We start from the raw sequence: 18143 nt of genomic DNA, 5'->3' as shown, positions 1-18143 counted from the left end.
CTGCACCCGTTCAGCCACGTCACCATTCTGGCCGCCCGACGCAGCAACTGAGCGCTGCATCGCGGCAGGGCGAACGTTGCCTGATGCGGCACTAGACCTGACGGGTCGGGTCAAAGGGCGGTGCCCCCCTCGGAGCGAGGGGGCACCGCCCTTTCGGCGTGTTCGGGGCCCTCAGCCGGGGAGGCGACCCGCCTTCGCGGAGTCCAGGGAGTTCGCGACGCCTCGACGGTCAGGTGTACGGAACCGCCGTCCAGCTGCTCCTCGGGGGCGGGGAGGCCCACGCCAGACCAGCAGGGTCGTAGGGGGCGGGGAGGCCCGCACCAGACAGGCAGCCGCCGTACGCGCCCGGTCGTAGGGGCGGGGAGGCCCGCACCAGACAGGCAGCCGCCGTACGCGCCCGGTCGTAGGGGCGGGAAGGCCCGGGCCAGACCGGCAACCGCCGTACGCGCGCGGTCGTGCCGAAGCGCACCCGGCACTCCCCGACCCGCAGGCTGTACGTCGAACAGGTCGCCCCCGCCGAGAACCAGGAGGTGAAAGCCCCGAAATGGTCACCGGGGAGGCGGAGTTGTTCACGACCACCGCACGCACCGCCTGGGCGTCGTCGTCGTTGGCATCGCGCACCGGGCATGCTGCCTGGAAACCGACTCCCGCCTTCGCGGTGTGGACCACCGATGCGCGCAGCCCCAGGGGAGTTGAGGGAGATCGACATGGTTCCGGTGTGACCGGTCGGGGACAGGCACCGGACACGCGTGAGGGCCCCGCCGGTCGGCGGGGCCCTCATACGAGGTGTCGTGCTGGGGCAGGTCAGTCGACGGGCGAGATGAAGCCCGCGATGGCACCGGCGTTCAGGGGGTCGTTGGCCGTCTTCCAGTTGAAGTCGCGCTTGCGCACCCCGTCGCTCTCGTTGCCGCCGATCGTGGTGATCACGTCTCCGTTGACCGCGACGACCAGGTTGGTGTGGTTGGCGACCCCGCCGCCGCTGTAGCCGTAGACCACGGCGTCACCGAGCTTCGGGGTGGAGTGAAGGGTGCCGTTGCTCTGGCCGTACGTGTACAGGCTGCCGGCCGCCGCGGTGACCCCGGAGGTCTTGATGCCGCCGACGTTGGCCCACACATAGCGAACGAACTCGGCGCACCAGGCGTTCGGGTAGTGGAAGTCGAAGTCGTTGTAGCTCTTGCCGACCTGGGCGTTCGCGACCTTGGCGATCTTCTCCCCGGTGGTGGCGGTGGGTGCCGGCGGCACGTAGGCGCAGTTGCCCGCGGAGGCCGACAGCAGGCTCTGGCTCCAGCCGGAGGTGTCCACCGGGTCGCTGGAGTGGTAGGCGATGTCGGAGCCGTCGCCGTCGGTCGGGTCGACGTCGTGGTACCAGTACATGCCGCCGTTGGTACGGCCGTAGTAGAGGCCGCCGCCGGGCGAGGCGAGGGAGTCGACCGCGGACCAGCCGTCGCTCTTCAGCGTGGCGCGCGTCCAGTCACCGACTCCGTCGATCTTGTAGCTGTACAGCTGTCCGCCGGCGGTCGAGGCGATGATGCGGTCGTCGCCCGCGGCGGCCAGCGTCTTGAGGACGAACCCGGTGTCGATGACGACGTGCTGGCCTATGTGTGCCGAACCGGTGGGCTTGGCCTGCGACACGACGTACTGGTGGAGCTGGCCGTCGACTGTGCCGTAGAGGTGGCCGGCGCCGTCGTAGACCATCTTGTCGAAGGTCCAGCCACCGTCCCAGATCTTCGTGACGCCCGACAGTGCCAACGCCGTGTTGTTCGTCTGGACGTCGACGCGGTAGAGGTCGCCGGCCGTCGAAGTGACCAGGACCGTATTGAAGTTGAGGGTCGCCATCGCCTTCGGTGTGAAACCGAGGTCGGGTCCTATGAGCGTTTTGACGCGGTCGCCGGTGTTCGGTTCGATCTGCGAGTACGTCAGCCGGCCGGCCGACAGCGTGCCGTAGATCGACACGTCACCGGTGCAGGAGGCAGCGGCCTGCGCGGCCGAGCCGGTGACGGTGACCAGTCCGAGGGACACGGCACCGAGAGCGAGGGCGACGGACGCACGGCGGATGGTATTGCTCAGCTTCATGACATTGCTCCTGCGGCATGAGGAAGTCGAACGGGCACGGCACTTCCCCGGCCCGCATGACCGTCTTGGAGAGGCGGTAGCGCAGGTTTTGGAGGGCGTGGCACCCGGTGGCAGGACTACTTTCGCCGCAGGTCACAGGGGTGGGAAGACAGATCGACTGGACGTAACCGGCCCTGGCCGGTTACGTCCTGGCAGCATGTCGGAGCGCGAGGTGGGAAGGCGGCGGTGTGGGCGGGCTGGGTGGTCCGGCGACCCCGCGGCCACCAGGCTCGTCGAGCGGTTGCGGGCCGCGAGCGCCGGCTTCCGCCGGTTGTGAGCCGAGCACGAGGTGGCGGTGCGGCGCTCCGACCGCAAGACGTTCCTGAACCCGCGCGTGGGCCGCCTGACGATGGACTGCGAAACCCTGGTGACTCCGGACCAGAGTCACCAGCCGCTGGTGCTCACGCCGGCAGACGCCGAGACTCGCGAGCGGCTGGAACTGTTGCACTCCTCGGCGTCGAGGGATTCCCCACCGGCACCCGGCACCCGGCACGTCGACACGGTGAAGCGGCCGCCGCGCGGAGCGCCGGCCGGGCGGTCGAGAAACGGAACCCGTCGGGTCCGCGGTGGTTTCCGGCAGGGCCCGGTACCGCCCTCGCCCTGCCGACGGGCCGTTCGTTCAGCGCAGGGACGCGGCACCGGGCGATGAGCGGCGCGTACGGCGGGCGTGCTGGCCTGGAGCCGGCTCAGCCGTCGTGCCCTGCGGGGTCGGCGGCCATGACCGGGTCCGCGGGATGAGCCTGGAAGCGGTAGGGGTGTGAGCTCTTGGGGCCCTGCAGAGGAAGTGGACGAATCGTTCCGGCGCACGCGCCGGCGTCGGGGGCGGGATCCAGGACCAGCCGGGCGGTGATCTGCTTGCCCCAGGAGCGCGAGGCGACAGCCACGCTGTGGCTGACCGACTGCACCAGGCGCAGTCCGTGGCCGCCGAGGCGACGCGGGTCGTGCTCTTTCATCACCGGTTCGTCGGTGGAGGTGTCCCACACGGTGATCGACAGTTCACCGGCGGACAGCTCCAGGACCATTCCGCACGGGCCCGGAGCATGGCGGATCGCGTTCGTGACGAGCTCGCTGACAACAAGCTGCGCGTCCATCGACGATCGCGTCGACACGGGCGCACGGCCGGCCTGCGGGGCCCGGGCGAGGAAGGCGCGCAGAATGCGGCGCGCGTCGGCGAGGCGCACCGCGCCACTGTCCCAGGCCACGCTGGAGCCCAGCATGGCCTGCTCACCCTTGCGCTGCTCATCTGCCGCCTGCTTCATAAGCGGGATGATCATGTGGGGCTCTTTCGTTGTGTCCGTCGTTTTGGAGCGGTTTTCCGTTTTTCGTGTACCCGGGGGCCGCCCACGCACACCAAGAGCAGGATCCCGCCCCCTGCCTCGCCGGTGACCCGGGGGGGCTGCCGCGGGCCGGACGCGCCTGCCTCGCCGTCTGGCCGCACCGTCGTCCGGTCCCACTCGGCTCCTCACCACCCGCACACCCTGGATTCCGCTCGCCGTCCCCGACGCGCGGATTGGTGGTCAGGCCGGCGCGGACCTCCCCCGGTCCTGATGCGCCGGCGAAGTCGCGAGGTTTGAGCTCTCGACACCTCCCGCACCGAGACACACGCCGGCTCACCGGCCTCACTCATCGGAAGCCGAGGCCGACGACGCGTGCTGCGACTGTTGCAGTGTCTGGCGTGGTGCGCATCGTGCGACAACCGGAGCCTCTCTGGGAGTTGATGTGCGCGGTCTGCCGCTTACAGACACGTCAGGGAGCGCTTGAGTTCGGGCACTGGCGCCGGGAGACCGCCGGACGGCTGTCTCAGGACGCCTGTGCCGCTCGCGCCCTGCGGACACTGCGCACCTTCATCCCGGCGTCGGGATACATCCCCGACTTCCTGACCCCTCCGGTCACGGGCGAGGGTCTGGGGGCCGCGCTGGAGGACGTCCGGGCGACACCCCGCGACCGGCTGACGGCGGAACTCACCCGGCTCTCCGCCTCGAAACCGCTACCGGGCTGGGTGGGTGGCCCGCACGAACCGGCCGGCACGTCCCTCTCGCTCGTCACGGATGCCCTGCGGCACTCGTTCAGAACGCTGCTGGAACCGTACTGGCGACATGTGCGGTCCGTGATCGGCGACGATGTCGCGGTCCGCGGCCAGACCGCGCTCGGCGGCGGAACCGCCGCCCTGCTGGAGGGCCTGCGCCGGTACGCGCGGTCGAGTCCGCCGTACCTCGACGCCGACTATCCCACTGACCGGGAGTTACGTCTGGAGGGGCGCGGACTGACGCTCGTACCGTCGTACTTCTGCTGGCGCCGACCCACGGCCCTCGCGGACCCCGGTCTGGATCCTGTCCTCGTCCACCCCGTCGCGAAGCAACCGCTCGACATGGCGCAGGCGGGTGAGGAACGGCTGGAACGACTGCTGGGCCGTACGAGGAGCACCGTTCTCGCCGACGTTGCCGGTCACCGCACACGTACCACGACCGAGGTGGCGCGAGCGCTCGGGCTGGCACCGGCCAGTGCGAGCTATCAGATCGGTGTCCTGCGCGGAGCAGGACTGATCATCAGCCGCCGTGACGGCAAGTACGTGGAGCACTCGGCGACGTCACTGGCCTTCAACCTGCTGGCCGGTGCCGGGGCGATGGTTTGAGGAGGTAGGGGCCTCCGCGTCAGGACGGCGAGGGTGAGCGTCGACCCGGTCGCGGAGGGGTGCCCACGCACGAACTCCTCGCTGGGTGGCGGAAGGTGCGGGACACCCTCGGCTCCCCCATCCGCCCACCGAGCCGGTCAACGGCGTGGCATCCGCCCTACGCGCCGCTGCCCTCGCCACCGACGCCCCCGCCCCCGCCCCACCCCTGGGCATCGGGCCCGGCGGCCGCTGACCCGGCGCGATACGGCACCGGCCCACGCGGGCGGCGGCCGCCGCGTGCCCGGGACAGTACGAGGGCTGCGCCCATAGCGCTCCCGCGCGTATGGGGGGTCGGTGCCCAGGGGCCCGCGCTCACGTCCGGATGCCTCAGCGCGGCGATGGCCGAAACCGGGCGCTTGCGCTCCCGGGCCGGAGCAACGCCCCTTCCCGGGCCGGAGCGGCCGGAGTCACGGCGCGGAGCCGGCCGGCCGGCCGACCACTACCGAGCCGTGATCCCTGTGAGGATGAGGTCGATTCCGCCGAGGAACTCCACCCGGTCGTCGTGCTCGCGCAGTCGGCCGGCGACGTTTCGGGTGAACGGGTACTGGTCGGGGTCGAGTTCCGCCCAGGTGGTGGCCGCTGCGTCGAGGAACTCGGTACGGCTCGTGCCGGCCTGATGCGTCCGGGCGTTGGCCGCATTCTGGCCCGCCACTCCGAGGATGTAGTTGAGCAGCGTGGACGCGGCGGTGAACTGGGCGGCTTCGGGCACCTGGAGCGCCTGGAGCTGCCGTCCGATGCGTTCGAAGACCCGCAGCAGGGGTGACCCCGCCGGTGTGCGGGCGAGCTGCGCGCCCACCCACGGGTGGTCGTCGATCGCGTCGAACAGGCCGACCGCCAGGGCGCGGACCGCGTCCTGCGGCGTCGCCTCGGGGTCGTCCCCGGCAAGGGCCGCGGTGACGACGGCGTCGGTGGCGGCGCCGAGAAGCTCGCTCTTGCCCGTGACGTGCCAGTAGATCGCCCCCGGCCCGGTCGCGAGGCGCTCGGCCAGCGCGCGGAACGTGAGACCGCCCTCGCCCACCGTGTCGAGAAGTTCCACGGCAGCGCCGACGATGCGCTCCCGGGAGAGAGGTTCCTGCCGTCGTTCCGCGCGCCGCGTCCTGGTTGCCATGTCTGCATTCTAGCCACCCTGGAACATTGTTCCACCTTGACAAGCGCTGGAACATCGTTCCATCCTTGGGCTGCTGGAACGACGTTCCAGACAGGAACCGCCGGGCACCCGCCCAGCGGTCCTCGGCCTGGAGGGAACCACCATGCAGAGCACCAGGACCACTCCCGTCACGATCATCGGCGCGGGACTCGGAGGGCTGACGCTCGCCCGCGTCCTCCACGTTCACGGCATCCCGGCGACGGTCTACGAGGCTGATGCGTCACCGATGGCCCGCACTCAGGGCGGCCTGCTCGACATCCACGACCACAACGGGCAGCTCGCGCTGGAGGCGGCCGGGCTGTCCGCCGAATTCCACGGCATCGTCCACAAGGGCGGCGAGGCTTCGCGCGTACTCGACCAGGACGGGAAGGTCCTGCTGGACGAGCCCGACGACGGCACCGGCGGGCGTCCGGAAGCGCCCCGGGGCGCCCTCCGGCAGATCCTCCTCGACTCACTGCCCACCGACACGGTCCGGTGGGGTCGCAAGGTCACGGCGGTCCAGCCCCTCACAGACGGCCGGCACGAGGTGACGTTCGCCGACGGGGCGACCGTGACGACCGGCCTCCTGGTGGGCGCGGACGGAGCCTGGTCGCGGGTGCGTCCGCTGCTGTCCGACGCCAGGCCCGAGTACGTCGGCACATGCATGATCGAGACCTACCTGTACGACAGCGACTCCCGCCACCCGGCGAGCGCCCGGGCCGTCGGCAACGGCTCGCTCTTCGCGCCCGCCCCCGGCAAGGGGATCTTCGCCCACCGCGAGGCGGACGGTGTCCTGCACACCTACGCGATGCTCACCAAACCGCAGGAGTGGATGGACGCCATCGACTTCACCGACGCCGAGGCGGCAACGGCACGCGTCGCCGCGGAGTTCCACGGCTGGGCCCCGGAACTCACCGCCCTCATCACGGACAGTGAGACCGCGCCGGTGCCGCGCACCATCAACTCCCTGCCGACCGGACACCGTTGGGACCGTGTGCCCGGCGTGACCCTGGTCGGCGACGCCGCCCACCTGATGACCCCGACCGGCGAGGGGGCCAATCTCGCCATGTACGACGGTGCCGAACTCGGCAAGGCTCTGGCCGCGCACCCGGACGACACCGAGGCGGCGCTCACCGCGTACGAGGAGGCTCTGTTCCCGCGCAGTGCCACCGCTGCCGCGGAGTCCCTGCACATCCACTTGCTCTGCATCGACGACAACGCCCCGCACAGCCTGGTCGACTTCTTCACCCGCCACGGACAGGCCGAGTGAACCAGCCGCTCCGGAACGCGACCGGGACCGGGACCGGCGTTCGCCGAGGTCAGCCGGAGCGGGAGTACCGCAAGCCGAGCGACCGACATCAGGCCTCTCCACGCCAGTCACCGCCGACGCGGGCGAGATCCGCGTCGGCGGGCACGACCCGGCCACCGACCCCCAGGCCCTGCGCGCCGCGATCTGCGTCACCGGCCAGTCCTCCGCCGTCGACGGCCTGATCACCGGCGAGGAGAACATGCTCCCCATGGCCGACCTGCACCACCTGTCCAAGCGCGAGGGCCGCCGCACCGCCGCCGAACCGCTCGAACGCTTCGACCTGGGCGACGCGGCGAAGAAGCCCGCCTCCACCTTCTCCGGCGGCATGAAGCGCCGCCTGGACCTCGCCATGACCCTGGTCGGCAACCCGCGGATCATCTTCCTCGACGAACCGACCACCGGCCTCGACCCGCACTCCCGCCACACCATGTGGCAGATCATCCGCGAGCTGGTCACGGGCGGCGTCACCGTCTTCCTCACCACCCGGTACCTGGAGGAGGCCGACGAACTCGCCGACCGCATCGCCGTACTCCACGACGGGAGGATCGCCGCGCACGGCACGGCCGACGAACTCAAACGGAGATCGGCCACAACGGGTGGCTCGCGGCCCTGTGGTGCCCGGGCCTCGCGGTACTCGGCTACTTCTGGTCCACCTCGAAGTCCGACCAGGACCCGAAGCAACCGCCATGACCACGCGGGCCATCTCCCGCAACCCGTCCCACCCCGAGGGCGGCCTACACCGACACCATGTCGAGGTACGCCGCCCCGTCGGCGTTGTGGACCGGCCGCCGGTGAGGCTGGGAACCCGTCAACACCCCGGTCCCCGCGCGCCGTTCGCCCGCCGACCCGTCGCTGGGCATCTCCGGGTGCCGACCTTGGTGACGTCCTTGTCGATGATCGCCCTGGCGTACGCGGCGGACCGGGCCGGGTCACCGATCCGCCGGCCGCTCACGCCCTGCGACTGCGACCGGCGGCCCTCACGTCACCCAATCCTCCCTTGACAGGATCGGTTAACGGTATTAGCTTTTAGCTAACAACATTAGCCATAGCCTGGGAGACGTCATGACCGAGTACCTCGCCGTCGACGGCGGCACCATCGCTTACGAGGTGGCGGGGGCCGGGCCGCTGGTCGTTCTCGCGCACGGTATGGGTGACAGCCGTGCCGCGTACCGGGCGGTGATCGCGCCGCTGGTGGCGGCGGGCTACCGGGTCGCCGCGGTCGATCTGCGCGGCTGCGGTGAGTCCAGCGTCGGCTGGCCGGCCTGGAGCCGCACCGCCATAGCCGGCGACCTGCTCGCCGTGATCCGCCACCTGGGCGGCCCGGCCGTGCTCGTCGGCCACTCGATCTCCGGTGGCGCCGCCACCATCGCCGCGGCGCGGGAGCCCGAACTGATCACCGCGGTGGTCGAGTTGGCGCCATTCACCCGCAAGCAGTCGATCCGCCTCGCAGACCTGCGCGTCAAGCGCTTCCGGCAGGGCATTCTGCGGCTACTCGGCACGGGCGTGTTCGGCAGCGTGCCGCTCTGGCGCTCGTACCTCGACGTGGCCTACCCCGCCGTGAAGCCGGCCGACTGGACCGAGCGGCTCGGCCGCATCGACTCGCTGCTGCGCGAGCCGGGCCGGATGAAGGCCCTGCAGGGCATGGGCCGCAGCGCTCCCGCCGACGCCGGCGCGCAGCTCACAGCCGTACGCTGCCCGGTCCTGGTCGTGATGGGCACCCTCGACCCCGACTGGGCCGACCCCCACGCCGAGGGTTCGGCGATCGTCGAGGCACTGCCGTCCGGACTCGGCCGACTGGAGATGGTCGAGGGCGCCGGGCACTACCCGCACGACCAGTTCCCCGACCAGGTGGTCTCGCTCGTCCTCGCCTTCCTCCGCTCGGGCGCCGGCCGTGCCTAGGGCCGGCCTGGACCCGACGGCCGTGGTCGCGGCCGGTGCCGCCCTCGCCGACGAAGTGGGCTTCAGCAACCTGACGATGGGTCTGCTCGCCGACCGCGTGGGTGTCCGCACCCCGTCCCTGTACAAGCACGTGGGCGGCCAGGAAGACCTCAACCGGCGTATCGCGGCTCTGGCGTTGAGCGAGGCCGCGGACGCCGTCGGAGGTGCGATCCAGGGATACGCGGGCCGTGACGCCCTGGCGGCCGCGGCACGCGCCTTCCGCGCCTTCGTCCTCCAGCACCCCGGCCGGTACGCCGCGACGATCGGCGTGGAGCCGTCCGGCCCCGACGACCCCCTGGCCGTCGCGGGCGGACGACTGCTCGACGCGTTCACGGCGGTCCTGCGCGGCTACCGGATCGCGGAACCCGACGTGGACCACGCCCTGCGCATGCTCCGCAGCCTCTGCCACGGATTCGCCACCCTCCAGGCAGCCAACGGCTTCCAGTGGAGCGCCGACATCGACGAGAGCTTCGAGTGGCTGATCGCCTTCACCGACCGAGGTCTGCGCACCATGTGAGCTCACCACCGCCGTCGGCAGGGGTCACAGCCTCAGCGGCCCGACGGTGGGCACCCCACTCCGGTCCGGCCCGAAGGCCCGGCCTCCGCACGGGAGTTGAGCGGCCCCAGGACTACTTGCTGATCGCGAAGCGCATCAGGGCGTGCTCGTCACCCTGCTTGATCTTCCCCGTCACGTTGATCACTTCGAGCTTCCAGGCGCCGCCCACGCGCACCGCCTTGGCGACGGCGCAGCCGTTGTCCTGGCTGAGCAGGCTGGGCCAGATGTCGGCGACCTGCTGCGAGGTTCCCCCCGTCGCGTCGTAGACCTTGAAGCTGATGTTGCGTGCCTTCTGGAACGAGCTGCCCTTCTTGAAGGCGGCGGCGACGAACACGATCGACGTGACGTTGGCGGGGACACGCGCGAACTCGACCGTGACGGTCTCGTCGTCGCCGTCACCGCGCCCGGTCTGGTTGTCACCACTGTGCACCAACGAGCCGTTGCCCAGGGGATCCAGCGAGTCGAGGCCCGCCAGACGCACGGGGTCGGCTCCCTGCAGGGCGATGGCGATCAGATCGAGGTCGGTACCGCTCTTGCGGCGGAGCACGCCCATGACCCCGCCACTGCTGCCGGCCGTGGGGTCCCAGGACACGCCGATGGACAGATGGGTCACTCCGTCCAGGTCCGCCGGGCCGTCTTCCTTCGTGAGCGTGATCATGCGTGGGTCATCCCCTTGATATGGAACTACGACAAGCAGAGTGTGCCTGGTCGCCCGGTGGTTCCGCACGGGGGGCCCGGCCGGCGCGCACGCTCCGCACCAGCCACAGGCCGCCGCCGCCCCCCGTGATCGGCCTCACCAGGGTGACCCGACGCGCTACAGAGTCGTGTTACTCACCCTGTTCCTGATTCCGCTGCTGTGGGGAGCGGTGTCGCTGCTGAGAGCCGGTGCGGCCCACGGCGTCCCTGACTGCCCCGGGCTCCAACTGGGCGCGGACGGCGAGGATCACCCCGGTCCCATGAGGCCCGGCGACACGTGCGCACTCTCCTACGACACCGCCACCGGCCACTCGATCGGCACCGGCACCTACCGACAGGTCGGGTTCGCGCAGGAGTTGAAACGACGCGGCCTGTACCGGCAGGGGGCGGTGTTCAGCCCCAGCCTCTACGGGGCGGCGGGGACGGGCATCGTGGTCGTCGCCACCCGGAGGCGCGAGGGGGCCGCTCACGACCTCGCGGACGGTCGTTGAGCTCGGAGCGATCCCACCCTCAGTCGTCGGAGTCGGCCTTGCCGCTCGCCGCCGCGTACGCCTGGGACGGGGTCATGGCGACGCCGTTGAGGGAGACCGTCCTGTAGGGGCTGACCTTGGCGCAGGTCTTGGCCTCGTCGGCGGTCTGGGCGTGGGCGTTGGAGACGGCGGCCTTCGTGTCGGCGGGCTCCGGCGAGGACGCGCCACCGGGGTAGGTCGTGCCGCTCGGCCAGTCGCTGCCGACCACCAGGGTCAGGCCGGTGCCGGTGCCCTGCCTCAGATGCGAGGAGGGCAGGCCCAGCGCTCTGGCGGCCGTCTTGGCCTCGGCCTTCTGACCGACGCCGTACGTCAGGGTGGTGGTGGTCGAGGGGCTCGGCGCGTTCGCGGTGGTCGTACCGGAGTTGAAGCCCGCGTCGATGAGTGCGCGGGCGATGCCGGAGGCGCGGCCGGTGATGCCGGTGCCGTTCTGGATCGTCACGGCGATCCGGGACGCGGGCACGGCCGAGGCGGTGTCCGCGGCCCGCACTGCGGCGGTCGCCGACGCCGCCGAGGACTTCTTACCGGACCCGGTGGTGAGGGACTGGTCGCCTGCGATGCTGGCGAAGAGGGTCTTGGCGCCCGCGCCCACCACCACACGGTTGTCGTCGGCCGGATCGGGGACGGTCTGCATGGTGGCGAAGGTCAGCCGCTTGGTGGGCACCTTGTTCAGGTCCGTCGCGAGGCCGATGAGCTTGTTGACGGTGCCGAGGCCGTCGTCCACGGTGAGCGCCCTGGTGGCCGCGTTCGCGAGATCGTAGACCGCGGTCGGGTCGGTGAGCGTGCCCGCGCTCTTGAACTTGCGGATCATCGCGCTGAGGAAGATGTGCTGGGAGATCGTCCGGCCGAGATCGCTGCCATCGCCGAAGCCGTGCCGGGAGCGGACGAACTCCAGAGCCGCGACACCCTTGAGCGTGTGCGTGCCCTCGGAGAGTTTCAGGTGCGAGTAGGTGTCGTAGACGTTGGCGCTGACGCACACGGAGACGCCGCCGACCGCGTCGGACATCTTGACCACGCCGGAGAAGTCGAGCTTCACGAAGTGGTCGATGGGTATGCCCGTCAGCTTGTGCACGGTGGCGACCTGGCAGGCGGGGCCGTACTGCAGCGCGCTGTTGATCTGGCCGTAGTAGCCGGCCGTGGACTTGCCGGTCTCACTGTCGTTGCACGCCGGCACGTTGGTCATGGTGTCGCGGGGGATGCTCATGACGGTGGCGTTGGAACGGTCGGCGGATATGTGCACCACCATCTGCACGTCCGCGTTGCTGCCCGTCTGCACCCCGGTCTGCGAGCAGCCACCGCCGAGTTCGCAGTCCGCCTTGCTGGTACGGCCGTCCGAGCCCATGACGAGAAGGTTGATCGGCGTGCGGCCGAACGCGTCGGCCTTCTCCGTCCCGCCCTTGCCGTCGATCGGGACGGTGTTGATGTTGTTGTTGAGGTGCTGGTAGAACCACCAGCCGGCACCGGCCGTACCCAGCACCAGAACGGCCAGGCAGATCCCGGCGATCCGCAGCACGCGTCTGCCGCGCCGCGCCGGCCGGGCCTGCCGCCGCGACCGCGTACCTCGGCCCGACCGGGAGGCGGCCCGGCCGCCCGGACGGGCGCCTTCGCGTCCGCCGCCACGCTGTCCGGGCACCTGGGTACCACGGCTGCGCGTGGCCTGGCCGCCCGGACCGTTCCAGGGGTCGCTCATTTCCCACTCCCATGAACGGCCAGACGCTCCAGGCGGGCCATGGGGGGCGGCGGCCGGGCTTGCGCGGCGGTGTACTGGCTGACAAAGATCACTCCGAGTGCGTAGTTGCGCAATCTAGTGCAGCCGTGGCCCGCACAGCACGGATCCTGGGGCAATTCACAGGTGAGGGATGTCATGGAACCGACACTGAGGTTTTCGACTCGTCGGTGCCGAGCGGTCTCAGCCGCCGGGAGCGATCAGGACCGACTGGGACGACTGCACCGAAACCACCGCGCCGGCCGGTGAGGTGCGGAGCGCTCGGCGCCGCGTCTTCGGGCAGGTGGCTCGGCACAGCTGCCGTGCAGGCGGCGCAGCACGGTGACCGCGTGCGGGCGACCGACCCGATTCGGCTTGGCGACGGTGAAGTCCGCCGCCTCGCGGACGAGTGTGGTGGTGCCGTCCTTCTCGATGACCATCACGGCAGCTGAAGCTGACCGGCGCCCTCGGCGGCGCCACCGCCCTGCGGCCGGCGGGCGACGGCATCGCCGCCGTCGTCCTGGATGTCGGGCTGCCCGACGCGGACGGCCGGCACGTGTGCCAGGCGATGCGGGCCAACGCGCGGACACGCACGTGTGCCCGGCCGTCGGCCCGCGGACGAGGCCAAGCCGATCACCGGGCAGCCTGGCGGCGACCGCGACCCGTCACCCACCTCACAGCGCCGACCGCCTGGCCAGCAGGCCGAGCACCACCAACCCGGGGACCATCGGTAGCCAGCCCGTCAGCAGGCGGTAGCCGAGGACCGCGGCGAGCGCCGTCTGCTGCGGGGCTCCGGAGGCCGTGAGGGCCAAGGCGAGCGCGGCGTCCAGGGATCCCAGCCCGCCGGGCGTGGGCAGCACGGCGGCCGCTCCGCTGGCGATGAGATACGCCATCACCACACGGCCTGTGGGCAGTTGGAAGCCGAGCGCGTGGAGGACGGCGACGACCACCCCGGCGTGCAGCAGCGTGAACGCGACCGAGCCGCCCCACAGCGCACAGGCCCGTGCCGGGCGGCGGTGCACGTCCCGCACGTCGGCGACGAACCGGCCCGCGGCGCGCCGGAGCCGACCGCTCAACGCGACTGCCAGCACGACGAGTCCGGCTGCCACCGGTAGCAGGATCAGCAGGTGCGGGACCCGCGCGGACAGCCGGACCGTGCCCGACGAGGTCACCAGAAGGGTCACGGCGATCACGCACCGGACCATCCCGCCGACGGCCGCCTTCACCGCCAGCGCGGTCGCCGAGCGTCCGGTGGACAGCCCGCACCGGGTCAGGAACCGCAGGTTGACCACGGTCGCCCCGGCTCCCGCGGGAAGCAGGTGGTTGGCGGCGGACGCGGCGAACTGCGCGGCCACCAGCCGCCCTGGCGGCAGCCGTTCGGTGACCGCGCCCTGCTGCGCCACGGCCGCGCACACCCAGGTGGCCGTGGCGGCGAGGCAGGCGAGCACCAGCCACTCCCCGTCGGCGACCGCCAGCCGGTCGGCTCCCCTGTCGAGCATGGCCCGGTGTGCGACGAGCGTCGCCCCGGCGGCGACGAGCACCGCCACGGTGATCCCCAACTGGCAGTACAGGCGCCTGCCACCCGGCACCGGCAGGCCTTCGGTCACGGTCACGACGCTCACCGCCCCGGCCGGATGTCGGGAGCCAGGTACGCCTTGAGCGCTCCCACCCGTTCCACCGGCCAGGAGCGCGCGTAGGCGGGCGGACGGCCACCCGGTCGGGTGAGAACGGCGACTGGCGTCCCGTGCGTGGTCCGGGCCAGTTCGGCCGTGGTGGTGCTCGTGTCGTGACCTGCGGTCTCGGCCGAACCGCATCCGGTGTAGAACGCGATCGGGACAGCCTCGTAGCCGCTGAGCAGACATGGCGGACGTACGCCGGCGGTGTGGAGGGCGGCCGCGGTGCGGGACCACTCGGCGCGGCCGGCGGCGGAGCGGCGCACGGTGTGTTCAAGGACGACGAACTGCACCGCCAGATGGCCCAGGAGGCAGACCGCCACCAGGCTCACGGCGAGGGTGCGGGCGACCTGCCGGGCCGGCGCGCCGACGAAGTGGAGGAGTCCGTACGCGACCGGAAGGGCGAGCAGGGCGTAGGTGGGCAGCAGGAAGCGCGGGGCAGCGTAACCGATCAACAGCAGGTAGGGGACGGCTGCCGTCACCGCGCAGGCCAGCGGGAGCACGACGGGCAGCGCACGCCGGGCGCGCACCGCGGTCACCGCGCCGGCGGCGGCGAGGAGCGGCAGCGCGAACCACCACAGGGTCACCGCGGGGCTGGGAAGCGATCCGGTGCAGGGCCGGCAGAGGACACGACCGCCGAGACCGCGCAGTTGATCGGCGACGGCGAGATGCCAGCCGAGGCCGCCCTGGATGCTGGAGGCGTCGGACAGGCGCCGCGCGAGGCCGCCGTAGCCGGTGTACGCCTCGATCACCCACTCGGCGGCGCCCGCCAGCAGCCCGGCGGCCGCCACGGCGAGCAGACGCGGGCGGCGCAGACCGAGGGCGAGCAGGGGCAGCACGACGTAGGCAGCGTCCATGGGACGCATCCACGCCATCAGCGCCGTCCCCGCGAACACGCCCCACCACGCCGCCCGGTCCCGCGTGTTCACGCGGGCGCGCAGAGCGCAGCCGACGCAGACCAGGGCGCCGACGGCGACCCAGTAGTTGGGCATGGCCTGCGGGCCGTAGAACACCGTCACCCACAGCGAGGCGAACAGGGCGCCCGCCAGCGCCAGGACGCGCGGCACGAGGTGCGCCCGCCAGACGCGCAGGGCGAAGTAGAGAGCCAGGCCGGAGAGGACGGCCAGGTAGCACCTGAGCAGGGCGGTGGAGTCGGACCACGACGTGATCGGCGCGACGAGCAGGGGGACGCCGCGGGCCCGGGGCGCGCTGAAGAAGGCGGCGGGAGCGTGGCCGCTGACCTGGCTGACGTACACCGTCTCGTCCCAGCCGAGGCCGAGATCCGGCCGGACCAGGAGGACCTGGGCGAGGGTGAAGGCGGCCGCGACCGTCGCGAGCCGGGGATCGACCGGCCGGCGCCGGAGCCGGGCGGCCGGTGAGGGAAGGCCGGCGGGAGGGGCTCCGGTCGTCGTGGCGTGCGAGCCGTCGGCCATCGTGCACCTCTCGTCGTCGACGCCACGGGACGACGCCCCCATGTTCGTGGGAGCGCCTGCCCACCGTACGAATCGCAGGTTGGAGACAGGTGAGAGGACGTTCTCCCACCTCTGCAGGGTGACCGAGACGAGCGGCGCAAGCACACAGCAGAGGTCCGAACGGCGTAGTGCGCCCGCCGCCTCGGCCGTGAAATTCACTGTCTTCCTGCCGGAGTGCGGTGATAGAGGGTCACCTGCGACAACGGCCGCCGCCTCTGGCCGGGGCACGGCCGGTGACCTGCTCCTCCGCCTGTACGGCCGCATTCCGTCGGACTCCCTCGAACTCGAAGGGGACCGAGGTCTGTTCGATCGGCTTCAGGCCTGGGAGCCGGAGGAGTAGCCCGCCGCCGGGAGTGCGCGTGCCACGCCGTGACGCCTCGGAGTCGGCGGGCTGCTCCCCGCCGTCCGTTCACCCGGCGTCCGGGCGGACGAGTCCGAGGTCGTAGGCGAAGATCACGGCCTGGACGCGGTCGCGGGCGCCGATCTTGGACAGGACCCGGCCCACGTGCGTCTTCACGGTGGACTCGGCCACGACGAAGTGGGCGGCGATCTCCCCGTTGGTCCAGCCCTTGCCGATGGCGACGAGGATCTCGCGCTCCCGGTCGGTGAGGGAGCCCAGTCTCGGGTCGTCGTCGCCGTCGCCGCGGGGAGCGGGCACGTGCTGGGCGTACTCGTCCAGGAGGCGGCGGGTGAGGGCCGGAGCGATGACGGCGTCGCCGGCGGCGACGGCCCGGATGCCGGCGAGGAGTTCCTCGGGGCGCGCGTCCTTGAGGAGGAAGCCGCTGGCTCCGGCGCGCAGGGCGGCGTGGACGTACTCGTCCAGGTCGAAGGTGGTCAGCACCAGGACGCGGGAGCGGGCCCCGGCGGCGCTGATCCGGCGGGTGGCCTCGATGCCGTCCATGCCCGGCATCCGTACGTCCATCAGGACGACGTCGGGGCGCAGTTCGGCGGTCTTGCGGACGGCCTCGGCGCCGTGCGCGGCCTCGCCGACCACCTCGGTCTCGGGGATGGAGTCGAGGAGCACCCGGAAGCCGTACCGCTGGAGGGGCTGGTCGTCGACGATGAGCACGGTGGTCACCGGGTGCCCGCCCGGGGTGTGAGTTCGAGAGTGGCCTCGACCGTCCATCCGCCGCCGGCCGCGGGTTCCGCGCTGACGGTCCCTCCGTAGAGCGCCGCTCGTTCTCGCATGCCCACCAGGCCGTGTCCTTCCTCGTTGCGGGGTCCGAGGCGGTCGGTGGGGCCGTTGTCCCGGACCCGGACGACCAGCCGCGTGTCCTCGACGACGACCGCCAGGTTGACCCGGGTGCCGGCGCCGGCGTGCTTCAGGGTGTTGGTGAGGGCTTCCTGGACGATCCTGTAGACCGTCAGCTGCACCCCGCTGTCCAGGGCGTCCACGTCGCCGACGGTCCGGTAGACGACCTCCAGGCCGGCGCTGCGCACACCATCGCACAGCGCCTCGACGTCCGCCACGCCGGGCTGCGGACTGAGTTCCGGCGCCCAGGCAGGGCCGTCCGTCGCCTCCCGCAGGACGCCGAGCACGCGCCGCAGCTCGCTGAGGGCCGTCCGGCCGGTGTCGCCGATGAGCTGCAGTGCCTCCTTGCCGCGTTCGGGAGCGGTGTCCGTGGCGTAGGCGCCGGCGTCGGCGAGCGTGATCATCACGGACAGGTTGTGGCCGACGATGTCGTGCATCTCACGGGCGACGCGGGCGCGTTCGGTGGCCGCCGCGAGCCGGCTGCGCTGGTCGCGCTCTATCTCCAGGCGGGCCGCCCGGTCCCGCAGCCCGGCGAGCTGGGCCCGGCGGATGCGGACCACCAGGCCGAGCGCCAGGGCGGCGGTCGCCGTGCTCAGCAGGAAGAACAGCGCGTCCCAGACGGACACCGCCTCCGACGCGCGCAGCGCGACCAGTCCCATCCCGGCCGCCATGACCGCGCAGGCCCACGGCAGCTGCCGTAGCGGACCGTGCAGGGCCAGGCTGTACAGGGCGATGAACAGGGCGATGTCCGCGCGCAGCGCAGCACCCAGGGACCACTGGAGGACGAACACGGCCGTGATGGTGGCGAAGGCCGCCATGGGCCTGCGCCGCCGCCACAGCAGCGGCAGCACCAGGCCGAGCTGCAGGGCCAGCATGGCCACCGGGGGGAGCCGGGTGAAGGCGAGCCGGAACCGGCGCGGGGCGTCACCGTCCCCGGCACGCCCGTGCATCAGGTCCGGCAGGCAGAACATGAGGAAGACCAGCACCACCACCGCGGTGTCCAGTACCCAGGGATGTGCCCGGTCCGCGTGGCGCAACCGCTGGCCGACCCGGCCGAGCCGGGCGACCAGCGGTCCCATCCCGCTGACGTCTTCGGTGGTGGTCGT

15 protein-coding genes and 2 pseudogenes are annotated in these 18143 nt (G+C 71.8%); 8 read left to right on the top strand and 9 right to left on the bottom strand.

All coding sequences use genetic code 11. The annotated features are described in order from the left end of the window. Positions 1–804: 804 nt before the first annotated feature. Positions 805–2073, bottom strand: coding sequence for a CHAP domain-containing protein (locus AC07AZ_RS28665; protein ID WP_478852695.1), 1269 nt, complete (start codon positions 2071–2073; stop codon positions 805–807). A 328-nt stretch (positions 2074–2401) separates the two neighbouring features. On the opposite strand from AC07AZ_RS28665, the gene AC07AZ_RS28660 reads away from it, so the two are divergent. Then, on the top strand, positions 2402–2761 hold the full coding sequence (locus AC07AZ_RS28660; RefSeq protein ID WP_478852693.1) for an MmyB family transcriptional regulator: 360 nt from the start codon (positions 2402–2404) through the stop codon (positions 2759–2761). A gap of 37 nt (positions 2762–2798) precedes the next feature. On the opposite strand, the gene AC07AZ_RS28655 is transcribed toward AC07AZ_RS28660, so the two are convergent. Continuing rightward, on the bottom strand, positions 2799–3386 hold the full coding sequence (locus AC07AZ_RS28655) for an ATP-binding protein (protein WP_478852691.1): 588 nt from the start codon (positions 3384–3386) through the stop codon (positions 2799–2801). Between the two features lie 413 nt (positions 3387–3799). Between AC07AZ_RS28655 and AC07AZ_RS28650 the strand changes: the two genes are divergently transcribed. Beyond that, positions 3800–4744, top strand: a complete 945-nt coding sequence (locus AC07AZ_RS28650; protein WP_478852689.1) for an ArsR/SmtB family transcription factor — start codon at positions 3800–3802, stop codon at positions 4742–4744. 478 nt (positions 4745–5222) lie between these two features. On the opposite strand, the gene AC07AZ_RS28645 is transcribed toward AC07AZ_RS28650, so the two are convergent. Then, a complete protein-coding gene (locus AC07AZ_RS28645) occupies positions 5223–5891 on the bottom strand; it encodes a TetR/AcrR family transcriptional regulator (protein ID WP_478852687.1) in 669 nt (222 codons plus the stop codon). A gap of 142 nt (positions 5892–6033) precedes the next feature. Here AC07AZ_RS28645 and AC07AZ_RS28640 point away from each other — a divergent pair, with 142 nt between their 5' ends. The 4 genes and pseudogenes from AC07AZ_RS28640 to AC07AZ_RS28625 all read left to right on the top strand — a co-directional run bounded on the left by AC07AZ_RS28640 (position 6034) and on the right by AC07AZ_RS28625 (position 9673). Next, the gene (locus tag AC07AZ_RS28640; RefSeq protein WP_478852685.1) at positions 6034–7179 is read left to right on the top strand and encodes an FAD-dependent oxidoreductase; all 1146 of its coding nucleotides are present in this window, start codon (positions 6034–6036) and stop codon (positions 7177–7179) included. Beyond that, positions 7082–7798: pseudogene (locus AC07AZ_RS28635) on the top strand (ABC transporter ATP-binding protein); the annotation flags it as partial. The gene AC07AZ_RS28640 and the pseudogene AC07AZ_RS28635, both read left to right, overlap by 98 nt. A 482-nt stretch (positions 7799–8280) precedes the next feature. Then, positions 8281–9117, top strand: a complete 837-nt coding sequence (locus AC07AZ_RS28630; RefSeq protein ID WP_478852683.1) for an alpha/beta fold hydrolase — start codon at positions 8281–8283, stop codon at positions 9115–9117. Between the two features lie 22 nt (positions 9118–9139). Then, positions 9140–9673: a TetR/AcrR family transcriptional regulator gene (locus AC07AZ_RS28625; protein ID WP_478852711.1), complete on the top strand. Its 534-nt coding sequence runs from the start codon at positions 9140–9142 to the stop codon at positions 9671–9673. 112 nt (positions 9674–9785) lie between these two features. Here the strand turns inward: AC07AZ_RS28625 and AC07AZ_RS28620 are convergent, their stop codons facing one another. Further along, positions 9786–10370: a TerD family protein gene (locus AC07AZ_RS28620; protein ID WP_478852681.1), complete on the bottom strand. Its 585-nt coding sequence runs from the start codon at positions 10368–10370 to the stop codon at positions 9786–9788. A gap of 166 nt (positions 10371–10536) precedes the next feature. On the opposite strand from AC07AZ_RS28620, the gene AC07AZ_RS28615 reads away from it, so the two are divergent. Next, complete coding sequence (locus AC07AZ_RS28615; protein WP_478852679.1) at positions 10537–10899, top strand: hypothetical protein; 363 nt, start codon at positions 10537–10539, stop codon at positions 10897–10899. Between the two features lie 19 nt (positions 10900–10918). Here the strand turns inward: AC07AZ_RS28615 and AC07AZ_RS28610 are convergent, their stop codons facing one another. Beyond that, positions 10919–12625 (bottom strand): LCP family protein, encoded by a 1707-nt coding sequence (locus AC07AZ_RS28610; RefSeq protein ID WP_478852677.1) that lies wholly within the window; start codon positions 12623–12625, stop codon positions 10919–10921. A gap of 463 nt (positions 12626–13088) precedes the next feature. Here AC07AZ_RS28610 and AC07AZ_RS28605 point away from each other — a divergent pair. Continuing rightward, a pseudogene (locus tag AC07AZ_RS28605) lies at positions 13089–13220 on the top strand (DNA-binding response regulator); the annotation flags it as partial. Positions 13221–13314: 94 nt separating this feature from the next. Here the strand turns inward: AC07AZ_RS28605 and AC07AZ_RS28600 are convergent. The 4 genes from AC07AZ_RS28600 to AC07AZ_RS28585 all read right to left on the bottom strand — a co-directional run bounded on the left by AC07AZ_RS28600 (position 13315) and on the right by AC07AZ_RS28585 (position 18116). Then, positions 13315–14253, bottom strand: coding sequence for a lysylphosphatidylglycerol synthase transmembrane domain-containing protein (locus AC07AZ_RS28600; protein ID WP_478852675.1), 939 nt, complete (start codon positions 14251–14253; stop codon positions 13315–13317). A gap of 5 nt (positions 14254–14258) precedes the next feature. Further along, positions 14259–15746 carry a hypothetical protein gene (locus tag AC07AZ_RS28595; protein ID WP_478852673.1) on the bottom strand — a complete coding sequence of 496 codons (1488 nt, stop codon included), beginning with the start codon at positions 15744–15746 and terminating at the stop codon, positions 14259–14261. A gap of 448 nt (positions 15747–16194) precedes the next feature. Continuing rightward, a complete protein-coding gene (locus AC07AZ_RS28590) occupies positions 16195–16863 on the bottom strand; it encodes a response regulator (RefSeq protein WP_478852671.1) in 669 nt (222 codons plus the stop codon). Continuing rightward, positions 16860–18116 (bottom strand): sensor histidine kinase, encoded by a 1257-nt coding sequence (locus tag AC07AZ_RS28585; RefSeq protein ID WP_478852709.1) that lies wholly within the window; start codon positions 18114–18116, stop codon positions 16860–16862. The genes AC07AZ_RS28590 and AC07AZ_RS28585 overlap by 4 nt, the downstream gene beginning before the upstream one ends. Positions 18117–18143 lie beyond the last annotated feature (27 nt).

Source organism: Streptomyces sp. NPDC043878 (assembly GCF_056435735.1).
This window is presented reverse-complemented; position numbering and strand designations above follow the sequence as displayed.